Annotated in this window: 18 protein-coding genes and 1 tRNA gene; all 19 read right to left on the bottom strand. The window is 63.5% G+C overall.

Going from position 1 to position 21,363, the window contains the following annotated elements:
• Positions 1 to 24: 24 nt before the first annotated feature.
• Positions 25 to 1,380 carry an NADP-specific glutamate dehydrogenase gene (gdhA, locus tag OIL88_05795; protein ID HJI71877.1) on the bottom strand — a complete coding sequence of 452 codons (1,356 nt, stop codon included), beginning with the start codon at positions 1,378 to 1,380 and terminating at the stop codon, positions 25 to 27.
• A 257-nt stretch (positions 1,381 to 1,637) separates the two neighbouring features.
• The gene (locus OIL88_05790) at positions 1,638 to 2,033 is read right to left on the bottom strand and encodes a DUF3343 domain-containing protein (protein HJI71876.1); all 396 of its coding nucleotides are present in this window, start codon (positions 2,031 to 2,033) and stop codon (positions 1,638 to 1,640) included.
• Between the two features lie 15 nt (positions 2,034 to 2,048).
• Positions 2,049 to 2,681, bottom strand: a complete 633-nt coding sequence (locus tag OIL88_05785) for a molybdenum cofactor guanylyltransferase (protein ID HJI71875.1) — start codon at positions 2,679 to 2,681, stop codon at positions 2,049 to 2,051.
• 154 nt (positions 2,682 to 2,835) lie between these two features.
• Positions 2,836 to 2,932: transfer RNA gene (locus tag OIL88_05780), tRNA-Sec, on the bottom strand.
• A gap of 149 nt (positions 2,933 to 3,081) precedes the next feature.
• Positions 3,082 to 5,049: a selenocysteine-specific translation elongation factor gene (gene selB, locus OIL88_05775; GenBank protein ID HJI71874.1), complete on the bottom strand. Its 1,968-nt coding sequence runs from the start codon at positions 5,047 to 5,049 to the stop codon at positions 3,082 to 3,084.
• Positions 5,046 to 6,503, bottom strand: coding sequence for an L-seryl-tRNA(Sec) selenium transferase (selA, locus tag OIL88_05770; protein ID HJI71873.1), 1,458 nt, complete (start codon positions 6,501 to 6,503; stop codon positions 5,046 to 5,048). Before selA ends, selB begins: the two co-directional genes overlap by 4 nt.
• A gap of 52 nt (positions 6,504 to 6,555) precedes the next feature.
• Positions 6,556 to 8,673, bottom strand: a complete 2,118-nt coding sequence (locus OIL88_05765; protein HJI71872.1) for a molybdopterin-dependent oxidoreductase — start codon at positions 8,671 to 8,673, stop codon at positions 6,556 to 6,558.
• 121 nt (positions 8,674 to 8,794) lie between these two features.
• A complete protein-coding gene (locus OIL88_05760) occupies positions 8,795 to 9,634 on the bottom strand; it encodes a formate/nitrite transporter family protein (protein HJI71871.1) in 840 nt (279 codons plus the stop codon).
• A gap of 39 nt (positions 9,635 to 9,673) precedes the next feature.
• On the bottom strand, positions 9,674 to 10,177 hold the full coding sequence (gene hycI, locus OIL88_05755; protein ID HJI71870.1) for a hydrogenase maturation peptidase HycI: 504 nt from the start codon (positions 10,175 to 10,177) through the stop codon (positions 9,674 to 9,676).
• Positions 10,177 to 10,758 carry a formate hydrogenlyase maturation HycH family protein gene (locus OIL88_05750; protein ID HJI71869.1) on the bottom strand — a complete coding sequence of 194 codons (582 nt, stop codon included), beginning with the start codon at positions 10,756 to 10,758 and terminating at the stop codon, positions 10,177 to 10,179. The genes hycI and OIL88_05750 overlap by 1 nt, the downstream gene beginning before the upstream one ends.
• Positions 10,759 to 11,541, bottom strand: coding sequence for an NADH-quinone oxidoreductase subunit B family protein (locus OIL88_05745; protein HJI71868.1), 783 nt, complete (start codon positions 11,539 to 11,541; stop codon positions 10,759 to 10,761). It abuts the gene before it with no gap.
• Between the two features lie 2 nt (positions 11,542 to 11,543).
• The gene (locus OIL88_05740; GenBank protein HJI71867.1) at positions 11,544 to 12,260 is read right to left on the bottom strand and encodes a formate hydrogenlyase complex iron-sulfur subunit; all 717 of its coding nucleotides are present in this window, start codon (positions 12,258 to 12,260) and stop codon (positions 11,544 to 11,546) included.
• 1 nt (position 12,261) lies between these two features.
• Positions 12,262 to 14,034, bottom strand: a complete 1,773-nt coding sequence (locus OIL88_05735; GenBank protein HJI71866.1) for a hydrogenase large subunit — start codon at positions 14,032 to 14,034, stop codon at positions 12,262 to 12,264.
• A 3-nt stretch (positions 14,035 to 14,037) separates the two neighbouring features.
• Positions 14,038 to 15,597 (bottom strand): hydrogenase 4 subunit F, encoded by a 1,560-nt coding sequence (locus OIL88_05730; GenBank protein HJI71865.1) that lies wholly within the window; start codon positions 15,595 to 15,597, stop codon positions 14,038 to 14,040.
• Between the two features lie 3 nt (positions 15,598 to 15,600).
• Positions 15,601 to 16,254 (bottom strand): hydrogenase 4 membrane subunit, encoded by a 654-nt coding sequence (hyfE, locus tag OIL88_05725; GenBank protein HJI71864.1) that lies wholly within the window; start codon positions 16,252 to 16,254, stop codon positions 15,601 to 15,603.
• A 13-nt stretch (positions 16,255 to 16,267) separates the two neighbouring features.
• On the bottom strand, positions 16,268 to 17,725 hold the full coding sequence (locus OIL88_05720; GenBank protein ID HJI71863.1) for a hydrogenase 4 subunit D: 1,458 nt from the start codon (positions 17,723 to 17,725) through the stop codon (positions 16,268 to 16,270).
• A gap of 15 nt (positions 17,726 to 17,740) precedes the next feature.
• Complete coding sequence (locus tag OIL88_05715; GenBank protein HJI71862.1) at positions 17,741 to 18,667, bottom strand: NADH-quinone oxidoreductase subunit H; 927 nt, start codon at positions 18,665 to 18,667, stop codon at positions 17,741 to 17,743.
• Positions 18,668 to 18,679: 12 nt separating this feature from the next.
• Entirely contained in the window at positions 18,680 to 20,698 is a 2,019-nt protein-coding gene (gene hyfB, locus OIL88_05710) for a hydrogenase 4 subunit B (GenBank protein HJI71861.1), read from the bottom strand.
• Positions 20,691 to 21,308, bottom strand: a complete 618-nt coding sequence (locus tag OIL88_05705; protein HJI71860.1) for a 4Fe-4S dicluster domain-containing protein — start codon at positions 21,306 to 21,308, stop codon at positions 20,691 to 20,693. Before OIL88_05705 ends, hyfB begins: the two co-directional genes overlap by 8 nt.
• Positions 21,309 to 21,363 lie beyond the last annotated feature (55 nt).

The following is a 21,363-nucleotide window of genomic DNA, read 5'->3' as shown; positions in this document are numbered from 1 at the left end:
TCACATGCTATGTCGAGCGAAGATTTAGCAGACGCCCTGGGCGAGCATAGCGTCGGCGACCTTCAGGAAGCCGGCGATGTTGGCGCCCATGACAAAGTTGCCCTCCTGGCCATACTCCTTGGCGGTGTCGTCCACGTTGTGGAACATGCCGCGCATGAGCTGCTCGAGCTTGCCGTCGACCTCCTCGAAGGTCCAAGACAGGTGCTCGGCGTTCTGGCTCATCTCAAGGCCGGACACGAGCACGCCGCCGGCGTTAGCAGCCTTACCGGGCATGAAGGCGACGCCGTTCTCCTGGAAGTAGGTCGTGGCCTCGATGGTCGTGGGCATGTTCGCGCCCTCGCCGACCACCTTGCAGCCGTTGGCGACGAGCGCCTGGGCGTCCTCGAGCAGCAGCGTGTTCTCGCGAGCGCAGGGCAGCGCGATGTCGCAGGGCAGCTGCCACACGCCGCGGCCGTCGCCCTCGTGCCACACGGCGTTGGGCTTCTCGTCAACGTACATGGCGAGCGTGACACCCTTGTCGTGGCCGGAGCGCTTCTTGTTGTAGACGTGCTCGAGCACGGTGTAGTCGATGCCGTCGGGATCCTCGACCCAGCCGTGGGTGTCGGAGCAGGCAAGCACCTTGCCGCCGAGCTGGGCGACCTTCTGGACCGCGTAGATAGCGACGTTGCCGGAGCCATGAACGACGACGTTCTTGCCCTCGAAGGAGTCGCCGCGGCTCTTGAGGTACTCGTCCACAAAGTAGACCAGACCGTAGCCGGTGGCCTCGGTACGGGCGAGCGAGCCGCCAAAGGAGAGGCCCTTGCCGGTAAGGACGCCGGTCCACTCGTTGGTCAGGCGCTTGTACTGACCGAACAGGTAGGCAACCTCGCGGCCGCCAACGCCCAGGTCGCCGGCGGGAACGTCGGTGTTGGGGCCAATGTGGCGATAGAGCTCGGTCATGAAGGACTGGCAGAAGTGCATGATCTCGTTGTTGGACTTGCCCTTGGGGTCAAAGTCGGAGCCGCCCTTGCCGCCGCCCATGGGAAGGGTGGTCAGGCTGTTCTTGAGAATCTGCTCCAGGCCCAGGAACTTGAGCATGCCCAGGGTGACCGTCGGGTTAAAGCGCAGGCCGCCCTTGTAGGGTCCAATGGCAGAGTTGAACTCGACGCGGTAGCCGCGGTTGACCTGAACCTTGCCCTGGTCGTCGACCCAGGGAACACGGAACATGACGATGCGCTCGGGCTCGACGAGGCGCTCCAGCAGGGCGGCCTCCTCGTACTCGGGGTGGGCGTCGAGCGCCGGCTGAATGGTGCCGAGGATCTCGGTCGCGGCCTGGATGAACTCAGGCTGCTCGGGATAGCGGGCCTTGAGCTCTTCGAGAACTTTCTGCGTGTAGCTCATGCTTCCTCCAATTGATGGAAAAGAAAGGTGTCGTTCGCGGCGCCCCATGCGCCGCGAGCTTTATCGAGTATGAATAATATCGCACTGTTGCAGCAAAGTTACGTATAAGCCGACGAGCAGATGTTTCGTTTTGATTACGATGCAGGTAGAAGCGTTTTTGAGAGTCTGACGTGCAAAACCCGTGTTTCAAACCTGTTTCGTCCACGTGTTCCAAACCACCACAAAGGGGACAGGCACCTTTGTGGTGGTGTTGGTGGTTACAGGACGAGCTGATGGTAGTCTGCGGGGGTTATGCGGCCTTCGGTGGCAGCGCGGAAGGCGGCGAGGGCATCGCCGGAGAACGGCATGGCCCAGCACAGCCCGCAGCCGGCGGTGATGGAGCCGGGCAGCGGCATGATGCGCCCAGGCACATCGGCATCCAGGCACAGCTGCTCGCATTCCATCACATCGAAGGTGCTGTCGAACGACACGATAATCTTGCGCTCGTGGTCGAGGGCATCACCGGACGGGCCTTCGCGGTGCGCCTCACGATACGCCGCGGCGGCCGCTTCCTCTTCCGCAGTATGTCCACAGCCACCGCAGCCGCAGGTACAGGGCTCGGAACCATCGCAAGTGCAAGGCTCTCCCGTGTCGGGGCAAATATCGTGAGACATGGCAACTCCAATCGTCTAGGCGAGTAACTCGGCCGCCGCAAACTCCTCGGGCGTATTGACGTTCTCGAAGCAGAGCGTCGAGCCCGCGGCCTTAACGATCTGCGGCTCATCCATATAACCAGCCTGAACGCGATTGATCAGGCAGCGAATGCGCTGGCGGTCGCAGGCGAGCAGCTCATGAGCGACCGGCGCACACGCGTCACGGCGCCAGACGGCGCAAAGCGGCTCAATCCCCCGCTCCTCGCGCGGCACGGACACATCGAGTGCCTCGGCCTCAACACGATCGGCAAGCGCGCCGATGAGTTCCGGCGAGACAAACGGCATATCGCAGGCGACGATCGCCACGAGAGGAAGCCGAGCCGCAGCCAGCGAGCTCGCGATGCCGCGCATGGCGCCCGCCGGCCCCTCAAGGTCCGACACTATTCGCGGCACCAGGCCGCCAAACGCGCGCTCCTCAAGGTAGACAAGCTCGCTGGGACGCGAAGTCGTCACGACCAACTCGCCGGCAACTGGCGCCAGCCGACCCAGCACGCGTTCGATGAGCGGCTCGCCGCAAAACGCCATGCGAGCCTTATCGCAGCCCATGCGCGAGGACAGCCCGCCCGCTTGGACGACACAAGAAAGATCGGCACGTCTTACGGTAGTCATACGGCAAAACACCTCCATCGGCATGCTCGAAACCCGGTGCACGAAGCTAAATACAGCCACCGAAATAGCAGCGCTACGAAAAGCTCGTGCAAAAACAAAACAGCGCCTTTGCGGCACGCAGCAAGACCGCGAGCACAAAAGCGCTGGTAGCGTATGGCGGGAACGTATGTGAATCGAACACATCCAAGACGTTTTGCACGCCTCGCAACGGTTTTGAGGACCGCGGAGCCCACCGGAGCCCATCCGTTCCCAAGTGCGCCGGTATTTTACCAAACCGAAACGGCTCCATCCCAAAAAGACGAGCAAGAAGTTGCGGTGGAATAGTTCCTGTTTTTGCTGCCAAAGCCCCCAACTAGGAACTATTTCACCGCAACAGAGGAGACGGGGGCAGGTGACCGGCCTAGCGCAGGGAGCGCAGGCCGCCGGCATCCTTGTCAAGGACTGTGAAGCGTACGGCATCTAGATGCTCAAGGATGCTGATGGCGCGCTTGCGCGACACGCCCAGGGCCTCGCGCAGAGCGCTCGTGGTGGCAGCACCGCCGGCTGCCTCAATGGCGGCGGCGACGAGCTCACGCGCATGGGCCTCGGCAGCAGCAGACAGGGCAACGTCGCGCTCGACCTTAACGATCGCGCGGTTGAGCGAAAGCTCGCGCAGGGCACGCGTCATGGTGTCGCGATCGAGCTGCAATTGCTCGCCCACCTCGGGCAACGTCGGTGCATCGAGGCCGGCTTCATCCAGCAAGGAAACGATGCGCTCGCAAGCCTCGTGCACCACGCGCGCCGCGGCGGCAGCGGAGTGCAGGTCGAACACTTCGGCGCCCTCGGCGGCGCAAACGCCACGCGAGCAGCCCTCGGCAATCAGAGCCGCGGCAACGTCTTCATCAGCAGCAGGCCACGCAGCATGGGCAACGGCGCCGGGCGTAAAGCCCGTCTCCTTGGGAGCCGCCGCGTGCATGGCTGACAAAGTCGCCGCCAGCGCATCCATCGCGGCGTCGAGCGCGGAAGCATCTGCATACAGCGAGCCATCCGAGCCAGCTAGCGCGCGAGCAGCGCCCTTCGCCACCAACCCGCGCAGTGCGGCATCGACCTCGCCGATACCAAGATCCAAAGCCTCGGCAACATCAATCGCCGCAACCGGCAGCGTCTGCAGCGCCAACCAAGCGCCCACACCGCCCGCGATATCGCCGGACTCGAGCGCCGCGTACAGCGCACGCCCCCCTTCAACAAGCTCGCGCGAGCGACGGCAGCGCGAAAGCAGCACGCGCCCGCCGCCAATAAGCATGACCGGTGAATAGGACAGCACCACGACATGGTCGCCGGCGCGCAGCGGCAACGGTTCCTCCAAGCGTACCTGCACAACTCGCGTCTCGCCCACCGCCATGGGGACCTCGCCCTCCATGAACATGATGCGACCGACTACCTCGGCCGTACCCGCCATCACGTGCACACGCGCACCCGACTCGAGCACACGCGGCTTGGCTCCCTCGCGACCCAAATACGTAAACGACATCATAAAGCGCAACGTCTGACCAAAGCGGTCCGCCACGCCCAGCATCTCGCCACGATCAAGCGCCGCGACACCATCGCCCACCAAGTTGAGCGCCACACGCTGCCCGGGCAGTGCTCGCGGCGTATCGCCATGCACCTGAATCCCGCGCACGCGACAGACCGTACGCGACGGCAGCGCGACGAGCTCATCCCCCACCGCGACGGGCGCATCGTGCAACGTTCCCGTCACCACGGTACCGGCGCCCTTGATCGTAAAGCAGCGGTCGATTGGCAGACGCGGTGCGGCATCGGTGAGCTCAGCACGGTCGCGGCAGGAATCCCAGCAAGCGGCAACCTGCTCGTCAAGCGCAACCAGTAGGTCATCGATCCCCGCGCCGGTCTTGGACGACACGGGCACGATCGGCGCGTCCGCAAACACGGTACCCGACAAAAAGTCATCGACATCGAGCTCGGCAAGCTCGGTCATCTCGGCGTCGGCCAGATCACACATAGTCAGCGCCACCACCATATGCGTGACGCCCAGCAGCTCCAGCACATGCACGTGCTCGCGGGTCTGCGGCATCACGCCCTCGACGGCCGAAACCACCAGCACGGCCACGTCGATACCTGTGGCACCCTGCACCATGGCGCGCAAGTAATGCGCATGGCCCGGCACGTCAACCAGGCCAACGATCTTGCCACTCGGCAGCGCCAGCTCGCCAAAGCCAAGCTCAACGGTCATGCCGCGACGGCGCTCAACTTCCAGGCGGTCGGGGTTTTTACCCGTCAGCGCCTCGATGAGCGCCGACTTACCGTGATCGACATGTCCCGCCGTACCTACGATAACGGGGCATTCCACCAACGCTTCGGCCCCACTCATCGGCGCACCGCCTTCTCAACGCATGCGGCAAGCGTCGACGCCGCCGTCTCGATATCGCGGTCGCCCACGAGCGTGCGCACATCAAACAAAATGCGATCGTGCGAGGTTCGCGTGACAACCGGAGTGTCGAAGTCCTGGACAAGCGAGCGCTTGAGCGCGTCGACCGTCAGGCGCTCGTCAACAAGACGCACGGCAACGCACATCGTGGGCAGCTCCACGGTAGGCAGCGAGCCGCCGCCGGGCGTCGAGGACTCCTCGACGATTTCCGCCTTCACGGCACACGGGCAGCCAGCCTTATCGAGGCCCGCCACCATCAGCTCGCGCAGCTTGCGGGCACGTCGCTCCAAATGGGCCTGCGGCAGCGTAAGCATGCTGAGCACCGGAATATCACGATGGGCCACGTCGGCACCGTCCATGTAGATACGCAGCGTGGCCTCGAGCGCCGACAGAGCCAGTTTGCCCGGACGCAGAGCGCGCATGAGCGGATGTGCGCCACAGGCCTGGACCAGATCGCGACGGCCCATGATAATGCCCGCCTGCGCGGCACCGAGCAATTTATCGCCCGAGCACGACACCAGATCGAGCCCCGCCGCGACCGAAGCCGGCGTGGGCTCCTCGCCGCCGCGCACCAGGATGTCATCGGGCAGCAGCGCGCCCGACCCCTGGTCTTCATAGAACAGCAGGCCGTGCTTATGGGCCAGAGCGGCGAGCTCCCTTGAGCTCACTTCCTCGTGAAAACCCTCGATGCGATAGTTGGAAGGATGGACCTTCAAGATCATGGCCGTTTCGGGCGTGATGGCGCGCTCGTAGTCGCCCAGGTGTGTGCGGTTGGTGGCGCCGACCTCGACGAGTTTGGCGCCCGAGGCCGCCATGACATCGGGGATGCGGAAGCTGCCGCCAATCTCGACAAGCTCGCCGCGGCTGACGATAACCTCTTTGCCCGCGGCATGAGTCGCCAGCACCAGCAGCACCGCGGCGGCGTTGTTGTTGACCACGAGCGCGTCCTCGGCACCGGTGAGTGAGCGGATCAGCTGCGCGGCATGCTCCTTGCGCGACCCGCGCGAGCAGGTGTCGACGCTGTACTCGAGCGTGCTGTAGCCGCGCGCAACCTCGGCCACGGCCTTGGCGGCCGACTCCGCGAGCGGGGCGCGACCCAAGTTGGTATGGATGACCACACCTGTGGCGTTAACGGCAGGGCGCAGGCTCGGCAGTGCAGAGCGATGTGCGCGAAATTCAATGGCCGATGCCAGCTCGCGCTTGGAGCGCGGATCGGCACCGGCACGAATCGCGGCGCGCTCCTCGTCGAGCTCGGCCGTGACGGCGGCATGCACCACCGCGTCGCAGGTCTCCCCCGCTGCCTTCACCACCGGCCACTCGGCAAGCAGCTCGTTGACGGAAGGAATGGCGCGCAGGCGGGCGCGTACCTCATCGGACATGTTCTGGCTATCGCTCATGTGCGGCCTTTCAAAAGAAACGTGGATCAGTCGAATACATCAGCTGAGTCAATTACTCGTCATTATCCCCATGCGCGGCGATCTTTTCCACGCGAACGGCGTTTTCCTGGGTGAGTGCGGCGCCCGTAATGGGATCCCAGCGCAGCGGCGTATGGTCGAGCGGGCCCACGCCCAAGGCTTGAGCGTCACCGGCATCGCGGCCAAACGAACGCCCACCGGGGGCGGCCGAGGTGAAGATGCACGCCGGATGCAGATACGGCGTCGTCTCCACGCGCACGCGGTCGCGGCCCATATCGCTCACGAGCTCAACGACCTCGCCATCGGCGATACCCATGCGAGCGGCGACATCAGCATTCATCTGCACGGCATCCAGGTCCGATCCAGCCTCGGCGGCACCTTGGGCCGCGAGCCTGCGCGAGGTATGCGACTCAAAGGGTCGATTGCCGCTAATGAGGCGAAACATCCGCGGACCGGGCTCCACCATGGGCGCGATCCAGTTGGGTACACGACCCAGGCCGGCTCGTTCCCATACGTCGCTTGCCAGCACGATCTTGCCGCCGGCAAGCGGAATCACCGGCTCGCCCGTACGCGACGGCAGCGCCACGCCCGTATCGGCCCAACCGCGCTCCTTGAGCTCGTCCAGATTGATCCCAAACGGCGCCACCTGGGCAGCCGCAAGGTCGTCAGACGTAAACTGGAAGTACTCGCCCACGCCACACGCCTGCGCCAGACCAGCAAAAATCTCCCGACCGGGACGCGTGTCGTCATGCTGCACAGGCAGCACGGCGTTGCGGTAGAACACGCGCGCGTCGTTGCGGCCCACGACCGTACCCACGCCGCGGTCGGCCTCCAGATACGTCACGTCGGGCAGTACGAAGTCAGAAGCACGCGCCGTCTCGGACCAGCGAATATCAATCGTCACGAGCAAGTCGAGCTGCTGCAAAATACTCAACCAAGCCTGTGCATTGCCATAGCCCGCACCGGGGTTACTAGCATAGACGATGAGCCCACGCAAATCGCCGGCAAGAATCGACTGACCGATGGTCGTACACAGGCCGCGCACCGGATCGACCAGTGGATAGCGCTCGGACCCCAGCTTGGACATGCGCGGCACCGGCGGCGTCGCAAAGCGTGCGGGATCAAGGTCGCCCAGCGCAAGCGGTGTGGGTGGATTGAGCGCGCCGCCCGCATGTCCAATACAGCCCAGCAGCACATCGACCAAGCAGATAGCGCGCGCGGTCTGGGTGCTATTGGCATACGCGATACCGATGCCGCCATGAAAGCCAGCATCTACCACGGCGGCAGGCGCGGCGGCAGCGAGATCGCGCGCCGTGGCGACAATCTCTGCGGCCGGCACGTCGCACATCGACTCGGCCCACTCAGGCGTCCAAACAGCAGCCGCCTGCGCCAGCTCATCAAAACCCGTGGTATAGCGGGCAACAAACTCGTGGTCGTATAAGTCCTCGGCAATGAGCACATGCGCAATGCCCAGCAGCAAGGCCAGGTCGCAGCCCGGGCGCACGCGCAGCCAGCGGTCGGCAAGCGCAGCCGAGCCGCTGCGCCGGGGGTCGACCACGATAATCTTCGCCCCACGGCGACGGGCATCGTTGAGCGCATCGACGGCCCCCATCGTCGATGAATCGACGATGGAACGCCCCAGATACATGATGCAGTCGGTATGCGCTAGGTCGGAGGCGGGGCTGTAGCCCAGGCTGTGCTCCCATCCGGTGAGACGACTTACCTCGCAGGCACCATCGGCGCCGTACACGTTGGGCGAACCCAGCGCGTGCATAAGGCGATAGGCCCAGTAGCGGTCGAACGAGGGCACGCCGAGCGTCATGCCCAGCGCGCGCGGACCATGCCCGTCAACAATCCCCCCAAGGCGCGCAGCGATCTGCGCGAACGCCTCGTCCCAGGTAATCGCATCGAACCCCGAGCCATCCCGGCGGCGTCGCATGGGGTGCACAATGCGATCGCGCTCGTCAAACGGCATGTCCAGACGATGGCGCCCGCGGGCGCACAGGGCACGCGCCGCGCACGGATGCCCCGGCACCGGCAACTCGGCCACCACACGCCCATCCTCAACATGGGCTACAAAGGCACAATCGGCATAGCATCCCCCGCATGTGGTCACCACGGCGCGACCGTCACGCTTCACAGCAGATGCCATCTCGATTACCCCTTTCATCAGCCAAACACAACAGGCCAACAGCCCGGCAACGAGCCCCAGACCCAAAAAGCCTCCCGTACGGCAACGCCCCGCGGGAGGCCAACGTCAAACAGGCGGTACTTTACGCCTCGGACTTCTTGGCATAGATAAACCAGTAGCCGAGCGCGACTAGAACCGCGCCGCCCACGATGTTGCCCAGCGTGGCGGCGGACAGGTTAAACGCAATGCCCGCGGCGTTGAGCGCATCGGCGCCGGCGACGTCGGCACCATAACCGCATGCATGCATCACGGCGCCCATGGGCAAAAAGTACATGTTGGCAACGCAGTGCTCAAAACCGCAGGCCACAAAGGCTGCGATGGGCAGCAGAATGCCCACGACCTTATCGACCACGGTCTTGCCGGCAGTACCGATCCACACGGCCAGGCACACAAAGATGTTGCACAGGATGCCGCGGAAGAAAATCGTCACCCAGTCGATCGTCACCTTGCCGGCGGCGACGCTCACCATGGAGTTGGCGACCGCCTCGCCGTTGAGCTTATAGATGCCGGCCATGTACACCAAAAAGACGATGAACAGGGCACCGACAAAATTGCCGACCCACACGACGACCCAGGCCTTGAGCATCTGGGCCAGAGTGATCTTTTTGCTCTTGAGCGCGCAGACCATAAGCGAATTGCCGGTAAACAGCTCGGCGCCGCAAACCAGCACCAGCACCAGGCCCAGGCAAAAGCACAGGCCGCCCACGACGCGCTGGGCACCCCAGCCCAGCGTGCTGTCGCTCAAAAACACCGTAAAGAACAGGCCGCCGAAGGCGATAAACGCACCGGCGAACATCGCCAAAACAAAGGCCTTTGCGACCGGCAGGTTAGCCTTGGTCACGCCGGCGGTCTCGGTCTTGGCCTCGATCGCGGCGGGCGCCAGGCAATCGGGAGCGGGGTACTCCACCTTGGAATCTGCCATGTCAATCACTTCTTTCCTATTCAGCAGAGGCAAGCGCTGCTATAGCTCCTGCCCCAAGCGGACAAAGTGGGAAAAGTCGTTGGCGGCCACGGCGTCGTACACGGCGTCGACGGCCTCAAAGACCTCCGGGGACATGGGGTTATAGAACTCCGTATCGCCCGGCTGAATTCCGACGAAGACGATATCTTCGCACGATTGCTCAATCTCTTCGATCAGAATCGACAAAGGGAGCGAATGCGTGGTGAACATCGACTTGCGGGCCACATCACGTTTGTCGAGCAGGCGAATGGCGCCGACGGGCAGCGCCATATCGGCGGCATCGACCAAAACCAAACGCGGCGGACGCTCACGCTTGACCTCGATGATGTCATCCTCGGGCGTCTGACCGCCATCGATGGTGTACCAGCCGGCAAGCGGCGCGTCCTCCATCTTTTTGGAGAGCACGGGGCCGGCGGCATCGTCAGCACGCAGCACGCTTCCCGCCGTGAGCACAATGCCCGCAAACGGGGCGCCGTTCACACGTCCATCCACAACGCAACCCATTACTGCAACCTCCCCGTCAGATACACGCCCGACACATCGCGCACGCGCTCAACCAGATCGCGGAACTTCATCAGAAACGCGACCTGCTGGGCATGCAGGCCAAAGTCGTCGTCGAACACCGAGATGCCGGCCTTGGCCGACCCACGAAAACCGCGTTCGTCGAGCAGCGCATCGCAGGCCTCGAGCAGCGACGGCACCGCCGCCTTGTCGAGCTGGCACTCGCCAAAGGAGCGGATGGCCTCGAACTTGGTCTTGGCCTCCCCCTCCGGCAGCGCGTCGACGAGCGAATAGAAGACGTTCACCGGCACCGACAGGCGCGGCTCAAAGCAGTCGAGCACACCGGTGTGGTGGCCCACGGCGAGCGTGTAGTACAGCACGTCGCAGGCCTCCTGGGGAACGTCTTCCTCGGTCTCCACAAACTTACGCGTGAGCTCGTAGAAGACCACCTGGTCGGGCGCGTGGCCCAGGCAGGGGTCGGCGACGCCCTCGGCGGCCTCGTCGCTTGCGCGCGAGGCATCGCCAAAGGAGCCGCCGAGCATGCCGGGGCCCGCAAAGTAACCAGAGCGGTCCGTGAGCTCCATCTAGCGACCTCCGGCCAGCACCAGATCCTGCAGCGCCGAGTACACCTCGACGCGGCGCGGATCGTCCTGCTTGTCGATGAGCAGCGCCATGGCACCGCGGATATCGCCCTTGGGCGCACCCTCGAGCGTGTCCATAAACTCGTTGGCCAGGTCGCGGCCGTAACGGTAGCCGCTCATGGCGCGAGCCTCACGCTCGATGGCCACACGCAGCTTGTACGGCACGCCGGGGTGCAGGATATCGGCCTGCTCGCCGGCGGCCTCCACCGTGGTCTCGGCATGGAGCTTTTGGTCCAGCAGGCCAAGTGCCATGGCAAAGCCGTAGATGGTCTGCGCGGGGCTGGGCGGGCAGCCGGGGATGTAGACATCGACCGGCAGAATCTTGTCCGTGCCGCCCCAGACGCAGTAGTTGTCGTAGAAGATGCCGCCGGTGCAGCCGCACGCGCCATAGGACACCACGATCTTGGGATCGGGTGCGGCCTCAAAGGCGCGCAGGGCCGGCATGCGCATGGCACGCGTCACGGCGCCGGTGTACAGCAGCACATCGGCATGACGGGGCGAGGGCACGACCTTGATGCCAAAGCGCTCGACGTCAAAGACGGGCGTGATGGAACCGAAGATCTCGATCTCGCAGCCGTTGCAGCCGCCGCAGTCAACACGGTAGACGTACACCGAGCGCTTAATCTTCTTAAGAAGGGTCGCCTTGGCCTTCTCGATGCTCTCGTCGAGCTCGATCTTGGTCGGGCGGTACTGAAGCCGCTCGGGCAAAAGCGTGGGTTCGGCCATGGTTACTCCTCCTTCGTATCAAAATCCATGATGATGCCCTCGACCGGCGCCGGACCGGCGGGAATTTCGGGCGCATCGGGGTTGAGCTCGCGGTCGATATACTCCGGGTTCACGCCGTGGCCGCCCAGATACTCCATGCCGGGGCCCTGGGGCTCACCGGACGCAAGCGTCTCGTTGGCAGCCATGCCGTGCGCGTTGCCGGTCTTTACGGCCGAGGCGGCGCGCAGGGCGTCGAGCTCGCGCTTGCACTCCTGGCACATACCGACGGTACGGGCGGCCTGGATGGCCTCCATGCCGCCGGCCTTTTGCAGCAGGCGCTTGGCGTAGTCGATCTCCTTGTGCGGGGCAAACGGCTTGCCGCAGCGCGAGCAGTGCTCGAGCGTATAGACGCTCTTGCTGGTGAGGTCGTCCTTGCTCATGACGGCCAGCTCAAACTCCTCGGTGAGCTTGATGGCCTCCATGGGGCAGGCTTCCTCGCAGCGGCCGCAAAAGATGCAGCGACCGTAGTCGATCGACCAGGTGATGGTATCGGCCGCAAGGTCGGTGTCCATGCGAATGGCATCGGCCGGGCACGCCACGCCGCAGGCACCGCAGGCGATGCAGAGCTCAGCATTATGCTCGGGCTTGCCGCGCATGTCCTTGTTGGTGGGAAACGGCGCAAACGGGTACTTGACCGTCGCGTCGCCGGCCTTGGCGTTAACCTTCCAAAGCTTCAGCATATTAGAGCGCCTCCTCATCGAGCGGAGCGGCCATGGTGCCCTCGCCCGCAAGCGGCGACTTGTCGCGCCAGACGTTCTCGAACTGCTCCTTGTCGAGCACGTGGTCGCGCTTGGCGGCGACATCGGTCACCGTCACGCGGTCGGTGCAGGAGTAGCACGGGTCGAGCGATCCGACGATCAGCGCCGCGTCACCCACGGTGTTGCCGCGGAACATGTAGCGCAGGACCGGCCAGTTGCTGTACGTGGCGGCCTTGGCGCGCCAGCGGTAGCACTTCTGGTTATTGCCGAGCATGGCCCAGTGCACGTCCTCGCCGCGCGGCGCCTCGGTGGCGCCGATGGCGTACTTGTGCGGGGTGTACTCCCAATCCGTGGTGAGGATGGGGCCCGACGGGCAGTTCTCGAGCATGGTCTCGATCATGTCGATCGAATCGTAGACCTCCTGGATGCGAACGGCGGTACGGCCGAAGGCATCGCAGGTGTCGGCCGTGGCGGCGTGCATCTTTTGGACGTCCGGATCGGCGTAGCCGTCGAAGGGATGGTCAAAGCGCACGTCGCGGGCATAGCCCGAGCCACGCATGAGCGGGCCGACCGGCGAGAAATCGCGTGCGATCTTGCGGTCCAAGATGCCGATGCCACTCGTACGCTCAATAAAGTTGGGCGTGGAGAGCAAGACGTCGACGAGCTCCTGAACCTCGGAGCGCAGCTGGTGGATGGTCGTAAGGGTGGAGAGCTTCTGCTCGGCCAAAATGTCGCGACGCACGCCGCCGATCACGTTGAGGCCGTAGGTCTTGCGGTGACCGGAGAGCTTCTCGGCCAGGTCCATGGACTTCTCGCGGACGCGGAAGAACTGCTGGAAGCCGGAGTCGAAGCCTGTGTAGTGCGACGCCAGGCCAATGTTGAGCAGATGCGAGTGCAGGCGCTCGACCTCGAGCATGATAGCGCGGATGTACTGGGCGCGCGGCGGGACATGAATGCCCTGGGCGCGCTCGACGGCCTCGGCATAGGCCACCGAGTGGGCGCAGCCGCAGATGCCGCAGATGCGGTCGGCGAGGAACGTCACGGCGTCATAGTTCAGGCGCGTCTCGGCGACCTTCTCCATACCGCGGTGCACGTAGAACAGACGGTAGTCGGCGTCCACGATCGTCTCGCCCTCAACGAACAGGCGGAAGTGGCCGGGCTCGTCGGAGGTAATGTGCAACGGGCCCATGGGGACGAGCGTCGTCTCCTTGCCCTTGGTATCGGCCAAGAACTCGTAGTTTTCCATGTCGCTCGCGGGAGCGGGACGGAAGCGGTAGTCCATGGAGTCCTTGCGCAGCGGGTACAGGCCGCTTGGCCAATCGTCGGGCAGCACCAGGCGACGACGATCGGGAAGGCCCTCGGGAATCAGGCCGAACATATCGCGCAGCTCGCGCTCGCCCCACACGCAGGCGGGGACGAACGGCGTCACGGACGGGAACGTCATCTTGGCGGGATCGACCTCGGTGCGCACGGTCACCCAGCCGGGGTCCTCCCCCTCCATGGAGATGACGTAGTACACGGCGTAACGGCCGCACAGACTGCGCTCGTCGTTGCCGATGATCACGGGAATCCAGCCGTAGCGCTCGTAATACAGGTAGTGGACGGCCTCGGGCAGCTTGTCCTGCTTAACGGTAATCGTCAGCTGGTCCTCACACTGCCACTCGACCTTCTCGATGCAGCCCGGAACGGCGCGGCGCAGGGCCTCGACATGGCTCTCGCAGCGACGGGCATACACCTTGTTCTCAGTTTCAATCATTCGTTACTCCACCTCGCTCTGAGCGGTCTCGGTACCGAACACAGCGCGGTACATCGGCGTCGCGTGAAGCTCCTCGGTGCTCTGCTCGAGCACGATGCCGGTCGCGGTCTCCACACCGTGTACGAGAGGCAGCGGGGTGGCGATGCCAAACCACAAGATCATGACAGCCAGGATGATTTCGGGGATAAGCATGAGCGCCGGGGCCTCATGCTTGCCCATGCCCTGGGGTGCATGGCCGAATACCGACTTGAGTGCGATGCGGGTGAGCGCGGAGATGGCCACGGTAAGACCGAGGGCGACCACGACGACCAGCCACATGGGACCGGCGGTAACACCGGCGACAAAAGTCAGGAACTCGGAGATAAACATACCGAAGGGCGGGAAGGCACCAAGGCCGAGCAGCGCCAGGACGGCGAGCGCGGCGGTTGCGGGGGCAACCTCGACGACACCCTGGATCTTAGCCAGGCTACGCGTGCCAAAGGCGTGCTGAATGTTGCCGGACACGCAGAAGGCAAGCGTCTTGGTAAAGCCGTGGAACACGCAGTGCAGCAGGGCCGCGGCGATACCCAGCGGGCCACCGATACCCAGGCACAGGGCGATAACGCCCACGTTCTCCACAGACGAGTACGCAAAGCGGCGCTTGAGGTCGTCCTGGCGAAACATCGAAAGTGCCGCCACCAAAATGGACAGCGTGCCGACGATCAGCAGCAAAAGTTGCGGATACTCGGCGCCCACGGCCTGGATGGTAAAGCCGTAGAAGCGCATGATCACGAGCATGGCGCACTTAAGCAGCACACCCGAGAGCAGGGCCGAGACAGGGCTCGGGGCCTGGGAGTGGGCATCGGGCAGCCAAGTGTGCATGGGGAACAGACCGGCCTTGGTGCCAAAGCCGATCACGATAAACGCAAAGGCGAGGCGCATGAGCGTCGGGTCGAACTGGTCGGCATACGGCAGCACGCACGACAGGAATGCGGCCTCGTGGGCATTGGGAATCACGTCGGCGGCGTTGGCGTAGATCAGCAGCGTACCGAACAAGCCAAAGGCCACGCCGGCGGTGCAGACCATCGCATACTTCCAAGAAGCCTCGAGGGCCGTCTTGTTCTTGTAGATACCCACGAGGAACACGGTGGAAAGCGTGGTTGCCTCCACGGCGGCCCACGTGAGGATCATGTTGTTGGACAGGCACGCGAGCAGCATGGTGAACACAAACAGGCTAAACAGCGCAAAATACTGCTTTGCGCGCTCGGCGGGCATGGAGCCCTCCTCGATATCGGCCTTTACATAGGGCAGCGAGAACAGCCCCGTAAGAAAACCAATAAAGCCGATGAGCAGCACAAAGATGGCGCCCAGTGAATCGAGGTGGAACCACAGGCCAAGAGCGCTCGCGGTTTCGCCGCTCATAAGGACGTCACCGGCCGTCATAATCGACAGCACCAGGACGGCTGCGACGGAGACCAGGTTGAGACCGGCAAACACGTTATAGGACGTGTTCTTGGGCAAAAATGCCATGACCAGCGAGAACACCAAAGGAGTCGCGAGCAGGGCGAGAATCAACGTTTCCATGGACTACCCCCTCAGCTCGGACAGGTCGCGCGCATCGAGCGAGTGGGAGTCGTCCCAAATGCGACGCACGACGATGGACATGATGATGACGGCAAAGATGGCGTCGGTGGCGATACCGATCTCGATAATCTCGGGAGCGGTGGGGGCCAAAAGCGCGAGCGTCACATGGCTGCCGTTTTCCATAAGGCAGTATCCAAAGATCTGCTTCATGATGTTGCGCTGCGAGATGATGCAGGTGAGGCCCACAAAGAAGTGAGCGAAGCTAATAGCGAGCGCAGGCGTTGCGACCTCGGCCGTGGGCAGGCTGATCTGCGTCACGACGGCAAAGCAGATCGCGACCTCGACGGCGATGATGCAGATGGCCCACGCGGGCTTAAGGCCGGCCTTGAGCGATGCGTCGCTCGGCTCGCCCATCTTCTTGTATGCGCGGTTAAGGATATAAGGGACCAGGACGACCTTGGTGATAAAGGCAGATCCAGCCCACATAAGCAGCTCCTGCGCACCGGTAGTGGCACCGAGCGTGGCGAGCAGTCCCACGAGCACCAGCGACTGCACCGCATACCAGCTGATGGCATGCTTGATGTTCTTTGAGACGACCACCATGGTGGACGTGACGATCAGAAGGCCGCCAAGGATGTTGACGATCGAATAACCCATGTCGTTCTACCTCCTAACCGATCCAGCTGGCCGAAAGCGGGCCGCTGACGATAACCATGATGATGAGCACGATGAACACGAACGCCATCGCGCGGGGAAGCGGGGCTCCCGCAGCGACCTCGTCGCTCGGCTCGCCGGGCAGGCAATAGCCCATCCACTTGAGGAACCAGGCGAAGGTGGCGACGGTCTCGGCAACCATGATGCACACGAGCACCAGGATCGCAACGTTGCCGGCACCAACAGAGAAGCCGCCGGCGATGATCTGGAACTTCGAGAAGAACGTGTTCATGGGCGGCACGCCGGCAATGGCGAGCGCGGCGACACCAAAGCCCACGCCCGAGATCGGGTACTTCTTTACGATGCCGCGAAGCTTGGGCAGCATACGCGTGCCGAGCGTGAAGGAGAACGAACCGGCGATCAGGAAGAACAGCGTCTTGGCGAAAGCGTGGTTAAAGATGTGACACACGGCGCCATCAAAGGCCAGCTGGCTGCCAAAGACCGAAAGGCCCAGACCAAAGAACACATAGGAGAGCTGGGCGATCGTGGAGAAGGCCAGCAGGCGCTTCATGTCCTTTTGCGGCAGGTACATAAGGAAACCAAAGAGCATGGTGACCATGGCGTCGATAATGGCAACCCAGCCAACGATCTCGGGAACCTCGCCGGCAGAGACGAGTGCGCGCGCGAACACGCACACGCCGACCTTGACCATCGAGGCACCATGCAGGTAGGCCGAAACAGGCGTCGGCGCCTCCATGGCCGAAGGCAGCCACATGTACATGGGAACCTGTGCGGACTTGGCCCAGGCCGCAAACAGCACGAGCAAAAGGACGATAGCCTTGAGCTTGGCGTCGAGGCCGGCAATCGCGGTAATGGCGAAGGTGCCAGTGTGGGCAAACACGATGGCGGCGCCCAGATACAGGCCGAGCGCACCGATATGCGTAATGATCAGGGCCTTCATGCCGGCCTTCTTGGCCGTAGGCGTCATGTAGTAGCTAATGAGGCCCCAAGAGCACGCACCCGTGATCTCAAAGAACACGAGCTGCCCCAAAAGGGTCGAGCTGTACACGAGGCCGGCCATGGCGCCGATGAAGGTCGCGAGGTACGCGTAGAAGCGACGACGCGGCGCGTCGGGATGCTCACGGTTATTCTCGCTCATATAGGGAATCGAATAGATCACGACAAGCAGGCCGATACCCACAAAGGCGGGCGCGAGCAGCGTGCTCATGCGATCGAAGGTGAATCCCATGACGAGGGTCTGCCCAAACGAGATCAGGGGGACCTGCGTGTCGGGCATGCCGGCGCCAGCGAAATTCGCGGCGAGGGCGATGGTGCAGACCGTCGAGACGGCGGCACCCAAAACGCTGAACCACTTGGCGTACGGACGGGGGAACAGGGCGACGAGCACCGAAGCCACCATCGGGGCCGCGATAGCGACCAAGCCGAGAAGGGACAGACTGACTGCAAATGACATTGTTTCTCCCTTCTCTTACACGCCGACGACCACGAAGACAAACGCCAGAACGGCGATGCCCACGACGGCCCAGGTCTGATTGCCGAGCACCTTAAAACGCGAGCGCGAGCAGGAGTTCTCGATCACGCCGCATACGACAAAGTCGATAAGGCACTTCACCAGGAAGATGACCGCGCCCAGAACGGCGGCGGCGCCCACAGTCGCGGGCTCGCCCCAGGGGACGAAGATCGCGCAGAACCAGGCGACGACCAGGACCTGCTTCATGGACATGGCGAGCTTGGCCATGGCGAGCGACGGGCCGGAAAGCTCGGCGAGCGGACCTTCCTGAAGCTCTTGCTCGGCCTCGGCCTGATCAAACGGCAGCTTGCCGAGTTCCATGTAGCAGGCAATCGCAAAGGCGATGCCGGCGAGGATCACGGCGACCGGCGCGTCGACGGCGCCCGTCATGATGTGCTGACCCATGGTGGCGATGTCGGTGGAGCCGCACACCAGGGCGGCGGCAAACAGCGCCAGTAGCATGGACGGCTCGATGAGCACGCTCATGAGCAGCTCGCGGACGCCGCCGATACCGGCGTAGGCGTTGGACGAATCCACACCGCAGAGGGCGAAGAAGAAGCGGGCGAGCGCCAGGCTGTACATGATGGTGATGGCGTCACCAAAGACCGGGATGGGGCTTTGTGCCGTAAAGAGCGGCAGGCCCATCGCGAGCATAAAGGCGACGGCGAAGAACAGCGGCGGCATAATGCGCAGCGCAAAGCTCGCGTCCTCGCTCTGGGACTCGGGGCGCGCAAAGAGCTTGGCCAGGTCGCGATAGTCCTGCATGATGCTGGGGCCGCGACGGTTGTGCATCTTGGCGCGGATCACGCGGCCGAGACCGGAGAAGAACGGCGCGACGGCCATAACGACCACGCCCTGCAGAACGGCAAGTACGATGTTGTTCATGCTCTCCCCTCCTTAACCCATTTGCACGGCGAGCACGAGGAACACCACGAGTGCCGCGACGATGTAGCAGATATAGATGCTGTAGTTGCCGCCTTCGAGCTTAGTCGCGAGGTCGGCGAGCTTCTCGACACCCTTATGCGGGGCATCGACGAGAACCTTGTCGGGTACGGGCTCCACAGCCTCGGCCACACCGATGAGCTTCTGGAAGAAGTGCGCGATGGACCAGCAGACGGCCGTGCAGCGGTCGCGCAGCGTGTAGAGCGGCTGCATAAACCAGGACACCTCGGAGGCAAAGGTCGTGGCCACGACGGGCATATGCTCGTTGGGAGCATAACCGCATGCCCACGGCTGGGACTTCTGCACCTTGCCGACGGTCTTGAGCTTGCGATAACCGCAGGCAAGGCCGACGAGCACCACGAGCGCAATGGCGATCGCGGGCGTGGAGGTGGCAGCGCCGGAGTACTGGTTCATGAGCTCCATGCCCTCGGCGGCAAACACGCCACCGTACGGATGCAGCACGGACGCGGCGACATCGACCAGCACGGGCGCGATCACGGGAGCGCCAATGCCCAGCACGACGCAGATGGCCGCGAGCAGGCCCTGTGCAAACACCATGGGGGCAGGAACCTCCTTGGCATTGGACGCGGCCTCGGAGCGGGGCGCGGAGGCAAAGGAGACGCCATAGGCCTTGACGAAGCACGTGACGGCCAGTGCGCCGGTAATTGCGAGCGCGACGGCAGCGAACACGGCCACGATCATGACGGCCTTGTCGCCCTGCATGGCGGCGTTAAACAGCGACTGGTAGGTAAACCACTCGGACACAAATCCGTTGAAGGGCGGGATGGCCGAGATGGCAAGCGCGCCAATAAGGAAGCAGATGGCCGTTGCCGGCATACGACGGAACAGGCCGCCCATCTTCTCCATATTGCGCGTACCCGTGGAGTACAGCAGCGCACCGGCGCCCAAGAACAGCTCGCCCTTAAACATCGCGTGGTTAAACGTGTGGTAGAGGGCGGCCATCAAAGCCAGGACGGCGATGCCGACAGAGTTGAGCGCCATGGCGGCCATGGAAGCGCCGACGCCGAGCAGAATGATGCCGATGTTCTCGACGGAGTGATAGGCCAGCAGGCGCTTGATGTCATGCTCCTGCAGGGCGAAGGCCACGCCGAGGACCGACGAGATCGCACCGAAGACCATGACCATAAGGCCCCACCAGACCTGAACGCCCGAGGCGGAGAGCAGGTCGAGACCAACCTTGAGGATGCCGAAGATACCGATCTTGATCATGCCGCCGGACATGAGGGCAGACACGTTGGACGGCGCCTCGGGATGTGCCTTGGGCAGCCAGCCGTGCAGCGGGATGATACCGGCCTTGGCGCCAAAGCCAAAGAAGGCGAGCACGAAGCACACGGATGCGACCGCGGGGCTAAACTGCGTGGCGCGGAAATCCGCAAAGGCAAACGAGCCACCGGCGAAGTTGGTCATGGTGAGGAAGCTCGCCATGATGAGCACAAAGCCCACATGCGCGATCACAAAGTAGAGCCAACCGCCGTGGATGGAGTTCTCGTTCTCCTCGATCACGACCAGGAAGTACGAGGTCAGCGACATGAGCTCAAAGGCGACCAAGAACCAAAACACGTTGTCGGCGGTGATGACGAGCATCATGGACGCCACGAAGGTGTTAAAGAAGAAGCCGGCGCGGCCCTTTTTGCCCGGGTACTCATCAAAGTAGTTGAGACCGTAGATCGAACCGGCAAACGCGAGCACCGAGATGAGCGCCACGAACAGACCGGACAGCTGATTGAGCAGCAGCTGGAAATGGGCAAACGGGAAGAACACGATGGTGTCGACCGACGTGACATCGCCCAGCACGGCCTGGATACCAGCCACAAACGAAAGCACCGCGGCGACGGCGCCGATAAGGCAGCCGGCGGTCTTGGCGGCGTTATCGGCCTTGATCAGCAGAACCGAGGCGAGCGCACCGATGCACGAGACGGCAAGCGATGCGATAAACAGCGTCATGCTATCCATTGTTTACGCTCCCTTCTGCTTTCTCGGACAGGCCCTGGGCCACAGCGGTAACGTCAACGGACGGACCGTTTTCAATCGAGCGCAGGCGCTTGGCCTCGTCGAGCTCGCGATCGGCCGCGCCGCCCATGACGGTCAGCGCCTTGGTGGGGCACGCCGCCACACAATGCGGGCCGTCCGGATCGAAGGCACACAGGTCGCACTTGACGGCGCAGGTGTACTGGCCAGGAGCCCACGTAAGCAGGCTGCTCAGGGACTTAGGATACGAAGGCGTCGGGTCGCACATGCCTGCGACACCGGCGATAGACGTGCCATCGGGATGGATGGCTCCGAAGGGGCACGCGATGGCGCACAGCCTGCACCCGATGCACTCCTGCTCCTTGACGTGAATGCGATCGCCATCGTGCTCGATGGCATTCACCGGGCAAACCTCGGCGCAGGGAGCACCCTCGCAATGGTGGCAGGCAAGGGCGGCCGAAATACCGCCGGTCTTCACGAGCGCCAGGCGCGGCGTATCCTGAAGACCCTGCATCCGGTGGGCGTCGGCACAGGCGGACTGGCATGTTCCGCAGCCGATGCACCTCTCCGGGTTGATGTCGATGAAGCGGTTCATCCCCACTTCCTTTCAAAATAACGGGCCGGGCTCCCGAACGTACGGGACGCCCGGC

This window comes from Coriobacteriaceae bacterium (genome assembly GCA_025992855.1).
Taxonomy (GTDB): domain Bacteria; phylum Actinomycetota; class Coriobacteriia; order Coriobacteriales; family Coriobacteriaceae; genus Collinsella.
The sequence above is the reverse complement of the archived record's forward strand: the minus strand, read 5'-3'. Positions and strand labels throughout refer to the sequence as shown.